We start from the raw sequence: 14,597 nt of genomic DNA on the forward strand, positions 1-14,597 counted from the left end.
ACCATTATGAAAAAAATAATCTTATTATTGGCATTAGCATTTTCTGCATTTCTATCTCACGCACAAAATGCGGTAACACTTAAAGCGGGCGATGCAGCTCCAGATTTCAAACTGAAAAATGTGGACAACAAAGAAGTTTCTTTCGGAACTTTTAAAGATGCAAAAGGATATATTGTAGTTTTTACCTGCAATACTTGTCCATACGCAATTGGATATGAACAGAGAATTATCGATTTGGATAAAAAATTTAAACCGCAAGGATATCCAGTAATTGCAATCAATCCAAACGATCCTGAAGCTTCTACGGCAGACACTTTTGCTAAAATGCAAGATTTAGCAAAAGACAAAAAATATCCTTTCCCATATTTGTTTGATCCAGGACAGAAAATTACGGATGAGTATGGAGCAAAGCGTACGCCTCATATTTTTATCGTTTCTAAAACTGCAAAAGGAAATGTTGTTGAATATGTTGGAGCAATCGATAATGATCCAGAAGGAAATAATCCTCAAAAAATAAAATATGCCGAAGATGTAATCGCGTCATTAAAAAGCGGACAGAAACCAGCAATTACGCAAACGAAAGAAATTGGCTGTACGGTAAAAAGAAAAGCAAAAGCTTAAGTTTTTTGTTTCAAGTTCCATGTTTCAGATTTTATTCCGTTGCGTTTAACTTGAAACTTGAAACTTGAAACTTGAAACCTGAAACCTGAAACTAAAAAAAAACAAAATCTTAAAAACACGAAACGCCCCATATTTGGGGCGTTTTTTTGGCATGTATAGATGAACAAGTTTACTTTTTATCTATTTTGTAAAGTCTTCCTTGATCGGTAACGGCGTATAATGCTTCATCTTTTCCTTGTGTAATATCTCTAAATCTTTGTCCTTCTCCAGCCAATAATCTTTCTTCTCCAGCTACTTTATTGTCTTTAAAAGCTAAGCGTACAATATGCATACCGCTCAAAGAACCAATAAAAAGATTATTTTGCCATTCTGGAACGCGCTTTCCGGCGTAAAACGTCATACCGCTTGGTGAAACTACAGGATCCCAATAATAAACAGGCTGTTCCATTCCGGTTTGCTGCGTAATACCCTCTCCAATTTTCGTACCACTATATTCAATTCCGTAAGTAATTGTTGGCCAGCCGTAATTTGCTCCAGCCTTAATTCGGTTAATTTCGTCACCGCCTCTAGGCCCGTGCTCACTTTGCCATAATTCGCCTGTAGTTGGATGTATAGCTAATCCCTGTGGATTTCTATGTCCGATGGTATAAAGTTCTGGTAGAGCCCCAGCCTGAGTAAATGATGGATTTCCTGGTGCTGCCTGTCCGCTTGTTGTGATACGAACAATTTTACCCAAACTGCTTGTTACAGATTGCGCCAACGGACGTGTTTCCAAAACTGATCTCTCGCCAATGCTTACAAATAAATTTCCAGTTTTATCAAATAAAACTCGCCCTCCGTAATGCAGTGTGCTAGCGTTTGGAGTGTTAGAACGATAAATTACGGTTGCATTTTCAATTGCTTTTTCGTCGTCTGAAATTCTTCCTTTCGCAACAGCGGTAATATTTCCGCCCCCAACAACTTCAGAGAACACCCAGTAAATCATTCGGTTTGTAGCAAATGCAGGATCTAGACAAATTCCAAGCAATCCGCCTTGGCTATCTGGATTAACAGCGGGAACGCCAGTTAAGGCATTACTGATAACACCTGCTTGAGTTACGATTTTAATTTTGCCTGCTTTTTCAGTTACAAGCAGACGTCCGTCAGGAAGATAAGCAACTCCCCAAGGAGCACTTAAGCCACTGGTAATAATTTTAGATTCAATTTCGGTGGTAGTTTGGATACTTCCTGCGCGTGTCTGCCCTGCAAAAGCGGGCTGATAAGTCGTATTTGCCGCTCCCGTTTCTACAGGAGGCCCCGTTGGTCCTGGATCTGTGCCTCCGTCAGTATTGTCGTTATTAGAGCAACTGCCTAAAACAAGAATTCCTGCAAGAAGAAAAATACTTTTTTGAATTATCATAATGCTTTTATTTTAATGGTTAACAATAAATTTTTGCATTATCGAACATTTCGAAAGAGAAGAATAGAGATTCGTTAAAGTTGAAATGGTCAGTTTCGAACGAATTCTCTGTTTATTTTCAATTAAGAATGCCTAAATGCTGATGCCATTTTATATGGAGCTGTAGAATTTCAAAAGAGAAATTAAACTTCTTTTGGAAAAAGCATTTAGTGGGACATGCTTAATTGGAACGGAAAATTGTGATAAAATATTGCCAATACGAATTGGATTGTCTTCATCTTAGCAGAAATTTAACATTTATTATTTTACAAGAAATTGAGCTGAGTCCTTATTTTTAAAGAAGATTTTAAAGACTTTTCAATTTTTTCATGAAAATGGGAAAAACTTCGTTCAATTCGTCAAAAAGAGGGTTTTTGCGATTTTTTAATTTGATTTCGCTAAACAATTTTAATCCTAAAGCAAATTGAACTGCTTCTGAATCGTTTGCAAAAATATTTTTTTGTTTGATTTTTTCAATGATTCCAAAAATTTCGTCGTGATTGTCAAATTCTATTCCGAGTTCTTTTGCTGGTTTCGTTTCACCGTTTGCATATTCCTTAAGACTTAAAGTAAGGTAATATTTGTTTGATCTTTTTTCCATGATTTTGTAATTCTAATTTTATTTCAGCCATTTATCGACCAATGTTTTAAAGGCTTCCTTATATTGTTCGCCAACTGTTATTTCTATTTTATCAATAAAAATGGAGTTTTTGCTGATGGCGCTTATTTTATCTAATGAAACAATGAAAGAACGATGCACTCGCATAAATTTTGAAGAAGGCAGTTTTTCTTCTAAAGCTTTGAGGGAAATGAGCGATAACAAAGCTTTCTGAGAATCCTCAAGATGTACTTTTACATAATCTTTCAGGCTTTCAATGTACGTGATATCTTTTAGTGAAATTCTAACCCATTGGTATTCAACTTTCAAAAAGATAAACTCATCATCAGCAGCAATGGGATTAAAATGATTATTAGCTTCTTCAGACAATTGTAAAACTTTGCTAGAGGCGCGCAGAAATTCTTCGTAGCTGAAAGGTTTTAAAAGATAATCCACAGCATTTACTTTATACCCTTCAATTGCATAATGATTGTAAGCAGTTGTAAAAATAATTTTTGGCAATGGTCCAGCTTGATCTTGTATTAACCTTGCCAGCTCCATTCCGCTTAAATTGGGCATATTGATATCCAAGAAAACTAAATCGGGTTTTGTTTCCCTGATAAGTCCCATGGCATCAACGGCATTGTCGCAAGTAGAAATTAATTCTAAAAACGGAGTTTGCTCTATAAAAGTTTGCACCAATCTTAAAGCCAATGGTTCGTCATCTACTGCTATACATTTTAATACTGTCATTGCTCTAAATTTATCTTCAACTTAATTTTATACGTTCCGTGATCGGTAACTCCAAAAGAAATAAAATGCTGATTTGGATAAATCAATTGTAATCTTCGCTTGGTGTTGGCTAAACCAATTCCACCCACATCAGAAACAGCTGTTTTTTCGAAATAAGTGTTTTCTACTTCAAATTCCAATTCGCTTTCATTTTGTGTAAGCTTTATGTAAATCTCACTTTTATCTGTGGCATGAACACCGTGTTTAAAAGCATTTTCTACTAAAGGTAATAATAACATCGGAACAATTGGGTAATCGTGTATTTTTTCAGGAATATCTGTTGTAATGGTCAGTTTGCTATTGGCACGAAGTTTCATTAAAGCAATGAAATCTTTCATAAATTCAGCTTCTTTCAGCAAAGTTGTTTTTTCTTCCGTGCTGTAAAGCAAATAGCGCATCATGCGGCTTAAAGTATGAAGCGCATTTCTAGAATCCTCAATGTTGGTATACGTTAATGAATAGATGCTATTAAGCGAATTAAAGAAAAAATGCGGATTGATTTGCGCTTTTAGCATTGCTAACTCAGCTACAGTTTTGTCTTGTTCGAGTTTCTGTTTATGCTGCGCTGCTTTTTGCCAATGCTGTAACATGGCCCAACTGGTGCTTATTCCTAAAACCAATAATGTCAAAGTAAAAACATAATTGTCAAAATAAGGATTTTTATATTTTTTAAAACCAATAGCTTTCATAATCTGATTATGAAGATCGGTTTGTGAGGTATAGAAATAAGCGATGAGCTGCATGGCAATAACAGCCGCAAATGCCCAAAGCAAGAAAGGGGAAGTGTTGTCTTTTATGATGGTTTTTGGAACTATGATTTTTGCTGTAGAATAAAATAGAACCATTAGTAAAATTAGTACTATGCTCTGCCAAAGCCAGAATACTTGCGGAAGCACAACATTCCAAGTAAGCGGAATATAAAACAGCATCAGATATCCTAATAAAGACCAGCCAAGAATGTGTAATCCGGTAAATAAATAAGGTCTGAAAATATTCGGTGTCATTACAATTTATAGTTTATATCGACAATATTACATTTTATTTGAATACAAATTTTGAGCAATCGCTAAAACCGTATTTAGAGTCTCTAAAAAGCATTTTAGAGCCGATAAGATAAAAATTAAACAGTTGTTTAATATTTTGAAAAATTCCATCGGTTCTCATCTTATCTTTATCGATTGTCTCTTGCTGTTCGTCTATTTGAAAAATTTCGTGCGTAATATTTTATTTCTTTTGTTGGCATATAATCGATAATTACACATTTTTCACAATGAATAAGCCATCATTTTTAAGCATTCTCGCAGCATCACTTATTATCGCTTCTTGCGGTAAAAATGATAAATCGGCTCAGGCCGGAGGTGCACCGCAGATTAAAGAATATAAAACTGTGACATTACAGCCGGAATCAGCGACTTTGAACAGCGATTTTCCTGCTAGTATTCAAGGACAGCAAAACATAGAAATCCGCCCAAGAGTGGAAGGTTATATTGATAAAATTTTTGTTGATGAAGGAGCAGTCGTAAAAGCAGGACAACCATTATTTAAAATTAGTGCTCCAGAGTATGAGCAGCAAGTTCGTACTGCAACAGCAAGCATTAAAAGCGCTCAGGCAGAAGTAAGCTCAGCAAAATTGGCTGTAAATAAAGTGAAACCATTGGTTGAAAAAGGGATTATCAGCAAATACGATCTAGAATCTGCTCAATATACTTATGAGTCGGCTATGGCATCTTTAGCTCAGGCCAATGCCGCTTTAGTAAATGCTAAAGTTAATTTAGGATATACCACTGTAACGAGCCCTGTAAATGGAGTTGTAGGTTCAATTCCGTTTCGTTTAGGAAGTTTGGTAAGTTCAAATACAGCAGAGCCTTTAACAACAGTTTCAAGTATTGGTAATGTCTATGCTTATTTTGCCATGAATGAAAAAGTACTGCTAAATTTCACTAAAGATGCAGGAGGTTCATTAAACCAAAAAATAAAAAGTATGCCCGAAGTTTCTTTAGTGCTTTCTGACGGGTCGACTTATGATCAAAAAGGAAAAATAGAAACTGTAAACGGATTAATCAATACAGAAACAGGTACCGTAAATTTTAGAGCACGTTTCCCAAACCCAAAAGGAGTTATCAGAAGCGGAAGCAGTACAACAGTGCAGATTCCGAATTTCGTTAAAGATGCGATTATAATACCGCAAAGCGCCACTTTTGAACTTCAGGATAAAATGTTCGCAGTAGTTGTTGGTAAAGACAAAAAGACAAGAAATGCGAATATCACTGTACTTGACAATTCAGCAGGAAACTATTATGTGGTGATGAGTGGTTTGAAACCTGGTGATGAAATTGTATTGGAAGGAGTTGCTTCATTAAAAGAAGGAACTGAAATTAAACCTCAAAATCAAAGCCCAGAAACAGTTTACGCCGATTTAAAATAAAAGAAATGTTTAAAAAATTTATACAAAGACCCGTACTCTCGACGGTAATATCTGTTATTATCGTTATTTTAGGTGTTTTAGGCCTAATTGAGTTACCGATTTCCCAATATCCGGATATCGCACCGCCAACGGTGAACGTTGCGGCAAGTTATACCGGAGCTAATGCCGATGTGGTACTGAAAAGTATCGTGATTCCGCTTGAAGAGCAGATTAATGGTGTAGAAAACATGACGTACATGACTTCTACAGCAACAAATGATGGTAACGCATCGATAAAAGTTTTCTTTAAAGTTGGTACCAATCCTGACTTAGCAGCGGTAAACGTTCAGAACAGGGTTTCTCGCGCGACTAGTTTACTGCCTGTAGAGGTAACTCAGGCTGGGGTTACGGTAACCAAAAGCCAGAGTAGTAACTTATTGATCTTTTCTTTATACAGCGATGATAAAGCATACGATCAGACGTTTCTTCAAAATTATGCAAAGATTAACCTTGTGCCTCAAATCCAGCGTGTTGTTGGGGTAGGAGATGTAACTGTTTTTGGTGCGAAAGATTACTCCATGAGAATCTGGCTAAAACCAGATATAATGCAGCAATATAAACTGATTCCGAGTGATATTTCGGCTGCTTTGGCAGAACAAAATATTGAAGCAGCGCCAGGTAAATTTGGTGAAAACGGAAATCAGGCATTTCAATATGTAATTAAATACAAAGGACGTTTAACAAGCGCTCAGGAATTTGAGAATATCGTCATAAAATCGGTTGGAAATGGGCAGATGCTAAGACTTAAAGATGTAGCCAAAGTAGAGCTTGGGTCTTTAAGTTATTCGTCAACTATTAAAACAAACGGTGTGGAATCGGCAGCAATGGCAATTAGCCAGACTCCCGGATCAAATGCGCGTGATGTAATCATCAATTCTAAAAAACTGATTGAAGAAGCAGCGAAAAGTTTTCCAAAAGGAATGAAATACACCATCATGGTGGATGTTAACGAAAACTTGGATGCTTCTATAGAAAAAGTAATTCATACTTTAGTTGAAGCCTTTATATTGGTTTTCATTGTAGTATTTATTTTCCTTCAGGATTTTAGATCGACATTAATTCCGGCGATTGCGGTTCCAGTTGCAATTGTAGGAACGTTTTTCTTCCTGAATTTATTCGGATTCACGATTAACTTATTGACTCTTTTCGCGATGGTACTCGCCATTGGTATTGTGGTCGATGATGCGATTGTCGTCGTCGAGGCCGTTCACGCCAAGCTGGATCACGGATATAAATCGGCTAAAAAAGCCACAATTCATGCAATGGACGAAATTTCGGGAGCGATTATTTCGATTACTCTGGTAATGGCCGCGGTATTTATTCCAGTAACATTTATTACAGGATCTACAGGGGTTTTCTATAAACAGTTTGGTATTACGCTGGCTGTGGCGATTATTCTTTCTGCAGTAAACGCCTTGACTTTGAGTCCAGCTTTATGTGCACTTTTATTGAAACCGCATGCCGATGATCATAAACATAAAAGCTATTTACAGCGTTTTTATACTTCGTTTAACGTTGCATTTGATAATGTTACGGCAAGATATAAACGTTCGGTGAGTTTTCTTTCTGCAAAAAAATGGATTGCATTAGCTTCAATTTTAATTGCTGGTTTGGCTTTAGTTTATATGATGAAAACTACGCCATCAGCTTTCGTTCCTTCGGAAGATCAGGGAACTGTTTTTGCTAACATTAGTTTACCGCCGTCAGCTTCTATGGAACGTTCGGATGTCATTGCAAAGCGAGTAGATAGCATTGCGAAAACCATTCCAGGAGTTAAAAATACACTTCGCATTGTGGGGCAGAACTTTACCGCTGGAGCAGGTAGTGCTTACAGTATGGTTATCGTGAAATTGAAACCTTGGGACGAACGTGATTTGAGTGTCGATGATGTAATCGGACAGCTTTTTGCCAAAACAAGCGGTATTCGTGAAGCAAATATTTTCTTTATTTCACCTCCAACTATTCAAGGTTTTGGACAAAGTGGAGGATTCGAATTCCAATTGCAAGATAAAGGTGGACATACAACAGCTGAATTCTATAAAGTAAATAACGAATTCTTAGCCAAATTATCTGAGCGTCCAGAAATTCAATACGCGACAACACCATTCAACCCTGGTTTCCCTCAGTATATGATGGATATTAATTTAGCGAAAGCGAAAGATGCAGGAGTTTCGGTAAATACCATTTTATCAACGATGCAAGGATACTATGGTGGATTGTATGCTTCCAATTTCAACAAATTCGGAAAACAATACCGTGTCATGGTTCAGGCAGCACCAGAATTTAGAGCCAATACCGAAGGGTTGAATAAGATTTTTGTCCGTAATAGTGCAGGAAATATGGCGCCAATTACTGAGTTTGTAAAAATGACGAGAGTTTTTGGTCCAGAATCTATTTCGAGATTTAATTTATTTACCTCAATTTCTATTACTGGAGCACCAAAACCAGGTTACAGTTCTGGAGATGCTATTAAAGCTATTCAGGAAGTGGCGGCAGAAAATCTTCCTGCGGGTTATGGTTATGAATTTTCTGGATTAACGCGTGAGGAATTAGCATCTGGCGGAGAAACGATTTTTATTTTCATTTTATGTTTGGTATTCGTTTACTTTCTTTTAAGTGCGCAATATGAGAGTTACATTCTGCCTTTTGCGGTATTATTTTCAATTCCGTTTGGATTGGCAGGAGCATATTTGTTCTCCATTATTTTCAAACTGAACAGTAATATTTACCTGCAGATTTCTTTAATCATGTTGATCGGTCTTCTGGCTAAAAATGGTATTTTGATTGTCGAATTTGCTTTGGATAGAAGAAGAAAAGGGCTTCCAATAGTGCAAGCTGCAATCGAAGGAGCTGTAGCACGTTTACGACCTATTTTGATGACTTCGTTTGCCTTTATTTTAGGATTGGTTCCCTTAATGTTTGCTTCTGGAGCAGGAGCTGTGGGAAATAGATCGATTGGTACAGGGGCCGTTGGAGGTATGTTAATTGGAACAATCTTAGGAGTTTTCGTAATTCCAGTATTGTTTATCATTTTCCAAACTTTACAGGAAAAAATAAGCGGTCCGGCAAAAGATGGCTATGATGATGACGATGATGATGAAGACGAAATTCATTTAATAGAAGCTCACAAAGAGTAAAATTTAATTACAAGAAAAATGACGAATAGTTCAAATAAATATATTTTACTGGTAATAACAGCTGCGCTTATCAGTGCGTGCTCTGTTACCAAGAAATACGAACGTCCCACGACATTAAAAACAGACCAATTGTACCGAGATCAGTCTTCAACCGATTCTACGACAATTGCAAATATGCCTTGGAACACTGTTTTTAAAGATGAAAAGCTGAATGCATTAATTCAGAAAGGATTAGATCAGAACCTGAATTTAAAAAATGCCATTGAGAATATTGTTCAAGCAAGAGCTTCTCTGCGTCAGAGCAAATTGGCATATTATCCAAGTCTGCAGTTAGACGCCAATGTAACGCATAACAAACAGTCTCAGGCAGGATTGAATTTTCCAGCGGGAATTAACATTAATACGCTGACAACAACTTATAAATTAGGCGTAAGCACTTCTTGGGAAATTGATGTTTGGGGTAAATTGAGCAGTTCTAAAAGAGCCGCACTGGCGACCTATTTAGCTTCTGATGCTGCAAAACAAGCCGTTCAGACACAATTGATTGCAGATATCGCGAATAATTATTTCCTGCTTTTGGCCTACGATAAACAATTGGAAATTACAGAGAAGACGCTAAAAAGCCGAATTGAAAATGTAGAAACGATTAAAGATTTAAAAGAAGGTGCAATTGTAACTGGTGCGGCTGTTGTTCAGAGTGAGGCGAATCAGCATGCAGCCGAAGTTTTGATTCCAGATTTGAAGCAAAATATTCGCGAAACCGAAAATGCAATCAATATTTTGCTAGGACAAGCTCCTGGACCAATTGATAGAGGTGTTTTGGGGACACAAATTATTCCTGAAAAAATCGCAATCGGAATGCCTGCACAATTATTAAATAACCGCCCGGACGTTCGTCAAGCAGAATTTAATTTCAGAGTTGCTTTTGAGTCGACTAATTTAGCTAAAACGTATTTCTATCCGAGTTTGACACTTACAGCAAGTACAGGTTTTTCAAATTTAGAACTGAACGATTTTTTTAGCCATTCCATTTTTTATTCAATTATTGGAGGATTAACACAGCCTTTATTCAATAACGGACTTAATAAAATGAGATTGACAACAGCTCAGTCGCAACAATTGCAAGCCTACAATAATTTCCAGCAAAGTCTTTTAGTGGCAGGTCAGGAAGTTTCAAATGCATTGTATTCGTATGAAATGGCTGTTGAAAAAGAAGATTCGAGAGCAAAACAAATTGCAGCTTTAGAAAAAGCAGTAGATTTTACACAAGAGCTTTTAGAGTATAGTTCGTCAACGAATTATACGGATGTATTGACATCACAGCAAAATCTTTTAGCGGCACAATTAAGTGGAGTAGCCGATAATTTGCAAAAATTACAAGCTGTTATTAATCTGTATAGAGCTTTAGGTGGTGGCTGGAGATAGACTTATTTGTTAAAATTGTACGTTTATCGTTTTAATTAAGCCTTTGGTCTAAAATATATTTCAAATTGAAGCTATTATTTTACTTTTGAATCATTCAAATGAAGATATTGAGAGTTAGTAGCCGTTCCACATAGATCATACTAGTTCAGTATAATCACTACAAAACATGACAATAAAACGCCTCAGAAATGAGGCGTTTTTCTTTTTATCAATATTTCTACCTTCAGCTATTAATCTTTTTTTATCGACCAGCAGAATAAGAAAGAGATAAAATACATCGTCTAAAAAACACTATTCGTCGATTTGTTTAGTACATTTATATAATTGAATGCTCGAATCTTAAATTTTGGCATTAATTTCGATTAATATCTACTAAATTAACATTTAAATTTTAAGAACATGAAAAAGTTAGTATTTGCCTCTGTGCTTTTTATGAGTGTTTTTTTCGCTCAGGCACAGGTATCAGTTAATGTAAATATTGGTACTCCTCCAAATTGGGGACCGCAAGGATATGACAGCAGCAGATATTATTATTTGCCAGACATTGATGTGTATTATGATATAAATCAAAGCGTATTCATTTACGACAACAGCGGAAGATGGATTCGTGAAAGAAGTTTGCCATCACGATATAGAAACTATGATTTGTATTCTGGTTACAAAGTAGTTTTGACCGATTATAAAGGAGATGCACCTTATAAGTATCATGCTAAACATAGAGCCAACTATCCGAAAGGGTATCACGGAAAGCCTCAAAAAAATAGAGGAGAAAAACCTAAAGGCAACAACGGAAACCATTACGGAAATGAGAAAGGAAATAATAAAGGAGGAAATGGTCACGGTAATGGTAAAAAACATTAATTCTTAGACATAACACAAAAAAAGAAAACGCTTCCGATTGGAGGCGTTTTTTTTCTTTAATAGATAATACTTAAGCGATGGTAAGCCAGACAAAGTATTCATGAATTTTATTTTTTTCTGTCACAGATTAAGGATTATTACTGGTTAAATCTGTTGTATAATTTACAGTTTAACAAACTATTCTGAAACCGTCTTCACTTTGTGGCCAAACGCCCCAAAAGAAAGAATAATCAAGAAACAAACTAATGGGATAATATATCCTGACTGAATATCATCATGATTCATATCGATTAAAGTTCCCATTCCGTATGGAATAATAGCACCTCCAACAATTGACATTACCAGCCATGAAGATCCCGTTTCTGTATTCGATTTTAGGCCTTTAATGCCTAAAGAAAAAATAGTAGGGAACATAATAGACATAAAGAACCCGATTCCTCCAAGAGCATAAATTACTACAATTCCAGAACCGTAAATCGCTACTAAGCAAAGTAAAACACTTATTACGCAGTAAATTGACAATAAAACATAATCTTTTACAAAACGCAAAAAGAAAGTCCCAATAAAACGTCCTGCCATAAAAAGAAAACCGTAAACACCTAAATAATACCCTGCTGTTTTTTCGTCCAATCCTGCTCCTTGCTGTGCAATACGGATAAAGAAACTAGTAATGCAAACTTGCGCACCAACATAAAAGAATTGAGCAATAACTCCCCAGCTTAAATGTCTAAATTTTAAAACAGAGAAAAATCCAGGTTTGATTTCGGCTTCGGAATGAGTAGCTTTCATTGAAGGCAATTGCACAAAATAGAATATAACCGCAACTAAAACTAAAATACTTCCTAATACGATATAGGGCATTTTTACAGAAGCCGCTTCACCCAATAAGTAAGCTGCTTTTTCTGCCTCTGGCATTGCATCCATTTGTTCTTTTGTATGATTGGTTCCTGAAAGAATAAATAAGGAGCCAACAATAGGAGCAACCATGGCAGCCAGTCCGTTGAAAGAAGCTGCTAAATTCAATCTTTTAGAAGATGACTCTGCTGGTCCTAAAATGGCAGCGTATGGATTCGCGCTTGTTTCTAAAATAGTTAAACCACAGCCAATTACAAATAGAGCAAATAAAAATAATTCGTAAGTTCTGGTATTAGCAGCGGGAACAAATAAAAATGCTCCAATGGCAAATACTAATAATCCAGTTATAATACTGTTTTTGTATCCAAATCTCTTAATCAGCATTCCCGCAGGAATAGCCATAATAAAATAGGCAAAGAATACAGAAGTATCAATTAAAGTAGATTGACGGTTATTTAATTCGCACGCTTTCTTTAAGTGTGGAATTAATACAGAATCAAGATTATGGGCCATTCCCCAAAGAAAAAATAGGCATGTAACGAGAATAAAAGGAAGCAGATATTGTTTTTGATTTCCGCCTTCTGTTGGCACTTCATGTTGATCGCCGGCTTGGTTTGTAATTTGCATTAGTGTGATAGTTTAAGTTGTTTTTTAGTGGTTCTCGCAAAGTCGCAGAATCGCAAAGTTTTAAATAGTTTTACTTTTAACTCTGCGTCTTTGCGACTTTGCGAGATTGTTTTTAAAGCTAATGTTTAAGATTTTCTTTTCACAAATAAAAGGTGATCACAAACCAAAACCACTTCTCCTCTTTGGTTAATGATTTCTACGTGTTCTGTGACAGCTCCCATTTCTGGGTTTTTGGCTTCACCTTTTTCAGAAATGGTAACTTCTGAGTGAATGGTATCTCCTATATGAACAGGTTTGACAAAACGCATTTTATCATATCCTCTTGAAAAAGCTTCAGGATTGATTTCAGAAGCCGTTAATCCAATTCCGATGGCGAAAACCATGGTTCCGTGCGCGATTCTTTGTCCGAAAGGCTGTGTTTTACACCATTCTTCGTCCATGTGGTGCGGAAAGAAATCTCCAGTGTGTCCTGCGTGAACTACAAAGTCAGTTTCTGTGATGGTTCTGCCTAAAGTTACTCGTTTGTCGTCGATCTGATAATCTTCGAAAAAAGTTGATTTGAAATACATAATTTATTCTTTTTGTTTGTCAGCTCTTTCAAATAGATTTCAAAATCAGGTTTGTTTTGAAGAGGACTTAAATTTTGTTTTTTGGTTTTGAAATATAGTGTTTTAATTACACTTCATCAAAAGAAATTCCGCCGTTTTTATTACTTTCATAACAAGCTTCTACAACTTTCATCGTCCCTAAAACATCTTGAACACTTGCAGATAATATCTTGTCAGAGCCTTCTTTGTAACGCATTAGGTTAGACATCGCACCTATAAAGGCTTCAGGAAACCACGAGCCTTCCAGTTTTACTTCTGTCCATTCGTATTCATTTTCGTTATCTTTTTTGGGCAAAGCATACTCAAAAATATCCGGAAGACCATCAGGATAGTTCATCAACAAGCCCATTTTTGCTTTTACAGCACCTTTTGTTCCTTCCCATTTGATGTAGCTTTCTTCATGTTTTGGACCAAAGTGATGATCATGATTCGTATTGATGACAACATGTTTATCTTCGCCATAATCCAAAATGATTGTAGATCTGCTTGATGATAATTTTTTTAGTGGATGTTTGGCTGTTTTTGCCATAACGCTTTTCGGATTTCCTAAGAAAGAACGAATGCAGTCAATATAATGTACACTGTGGAAAAGAATCTCCAATCTTGGATGTTCTTTAATTAAAGGAAATAACTCCCAAGGCGTATTTACAGTTACTTTGAATTCTAAATCGTATAATTCGCCAATAATGCCCTGATCAATCAAGTATCTGGCTACACTTACAAAAGAAGCAAAACGCAATTGAAAGTTAATCGCTGCTACGAGATTTTTTCTTTCGCAGACTTCCACGATTTTACGTGCCTGAGCTAAATCATTTCCCATGGGTTTCTGAATCAAAACTGCTGCTCCGTCAGGCAATTGTTCCAAAATTTCAATATATTGATCTGGTAATACCGTAATATCATAAACAGCGTTTGATGGCGCATTTTTTACAGCGTCTGCAACAGTTTCAAAAACATGATCGATTTTGAATTCTTTTTGCAAATCATAAGCTTTTGAAATGGTTCTATTGGTAATGCCAAAAACTTTAAAACCAGCCATTTCATAAGCAGGAAGATGCGCGTCTTTTACAATACCACTCGCTCCAATAATTACAATGGGCTGTTCTGTTTGAGGAAGTAAAGGTTTATAGGGAATATTCATTTGTTCTATATTTTGAAATTGAATCTGTCA

At 36.2% G+C, this 14,597-nt stretch carries 12 protein-coding genes; 5 read left to right on the forward strand and 7 right to left on the reverse strand.

Annotated features, from left to right (window positions below; translation table 11 throughout):
• Positions 1–6: 6 nt before the first annotated feature.
• The gene (locus BB050_RS16295; RefSeq protein WP_008467550.1) at positions 7–621 is read left to right on the forward strand and encodes a thioredoxin family protein; all 615 of its coding nucleotides are present in this window, start codon (positions 7–9) and stop codon (positions 619–621) included.
• A gap of 169 nt (positions 622–790) precedes the next feature.
• On the opposite strand, the gene BB050_RS16300 is transcribed toward BB050_RS16295, so the two are convergent.
• The 4 genes from BB050_RS16300 to BB050_RS16315 all read right to left on the reverse strand — a co-directional run bounded on the left by BB050_RS16300 (position 791) and on the right by BB050_RS16315 (position 4,453).
• The gene (locus BB050_RS16300; RefSeq protein ID WP_066034293.1) at positions 791–2,020 is read right to left on the reverse strand and encodes a PQQ-dependent sugar dehydrogenase; all 1,230 of its coding nucleotides are present in this window, start codon (positions 2,018–2,020) and stop codon (positions 791–793) included.
• 346 nt (positions 2,021–2,366) lie between these two features.
• Complete coding sequence (locus tag BB050_RS16305) at positions 2,367–2,660, reverse strand: DUF3861 domain-containing protein (protein WP_008467546.1); 294 nt, start codon at positions 2,658–2,660, stop codon at positions 2,367–2,369.
• 18 nt (positions 2,661–2,678) lie between these two features.
• Positions 2,679–3,410: a LytR/AlgR family response regulator transcription factor gene (locus tag BB050_RS16310; protein WP_066034294.1), complete on the reverse strand. Its 732-nt coding sequence runs from the start codon at positions 3,408–3,410 to the stop codon at positions 2,679–2,681.
• A complete protein-coding gene (locus BB050_RS16315; RefSeq protein WP_066034295.1) occupies positions 3,407–4,453 on the reverse strand; it encodes a sensor histidine kinase in 1,047 nt (348 codons plus the stop codon). Before BB050_RS16315 ends, BB050_RS16310 begins: the two co-directional genes overlap by 4 nt.
• A 266-nt stretch (positions 4,454–4,719) precedes the next feature.
• On the opposite strand from BB050_RS16315, the gene BB050_RS16320 reads away from it, so the two are divergent.
• From BB050_RS16320 to BB050_RS16335, 4 genes are all read left to right on the forward strand, one after another.
• Complete coding sequence (locus tag BB050_RS16320; RefSeq protein WP_066034296.1) at positions 4,720–5,874, forward strand: efflux RND transporter periplasmic adaptor subunit; 1,155 nt, start codon at positions 4,720–4,722, stop codon at positions 5,872–5,874.
• A 5-nt stretch (positions 5,875–5,879) separates the two neighbouring features.
• Positions 5,880–9,050 carry an efflux RND transporter permease subunit gene (locus BB050_RS16325; protein ID WP_066034297.1) on the forward strand — a complete coding sequence of 1,057 codons (3,171 nt, stop codon included), beginning with the start codon at positions 5,880–5,882 and terminating at the stop codon, positions 9,048–9,050.
• Positions 9,051–9,068: 18 nt separating this feature from the next.
• A complete protein-coding gene (locus BB050_RS16330; protein ID WP_066034298.1) occupies positions 9,069–10,475 on the forward strand; it encodes an efflux transporter outer membrane subunit in 1,407 nt (468 codons plus the stop codon).
• A gap of 399 nt (positions 10,476–10,874) precedes the next feature.
• Positions 10,875–11,336, forward strand: coding sequence for a hypothetical protein (locus BB050_RS16335; protein ID WP_066034299.1), 462 nt, complete (start codon positions 10,875–10,877; stop codon positions 11,334–11,336).
• Between the two features lie 177 nt (positions 11,337–11,513).
• Here the strand turns inward: BB050_RS16335 and fucP are convergent, their stop codons facing one another.
• From fucP to BB050_RS16350, 3 genes are all read right to left on the reverse strand, one after another.
• Positions 11,514–12,818: an L-fucose:H+ symporter permease gene (fucP, locus tag BB050_RS16340; protein WP_008467532.1), complete on the reverse strand. Its 1,305-nt coding sequence runs from the start codon at positions 12,816–12,818 to the stop codon at positions 11,514–11,516.
• A 125-nt stretch (positions 12,819–12,943) separates the two neighbouring features.
• Positions 12,944–13,387, reverse strand: coding sequence for a MaoC/PaaZ C-terminal domain-containing protein (locus BB050_RS16345; RefSeq protein ID WP_066034300.1), 444 nt, complete (start codon positions 13,385–13,387; stop codon positions 12,944–12,946).
• Between the two features lie 106 nt (positions 13,388–13,493).
• The gene (locus BB050_RS16350; protein WP_066034301.1) at positions 13,494–14,567 is read right to left on the reverse strand and encodes a Gfo/Idh/MocA family protein; all 1,074 of its coding nucleotides are present in this window, start codon (positions 14,565–14,567) and stop codon (positions 13,494–13,496) included.
• Positions 14,568–14,597 lie beyond the last annotated feature (30 nt).

The organism is Flavobacterium anhuiense, assembly GCF_001705175.1.
GTDB classification, from domain to species: Bacteria; Bacteroidota; Bacteroidia; order Flavobacteriales; family Flavobacteriaceae; genus Flavobacterium; species Flavobacterium anhuiense.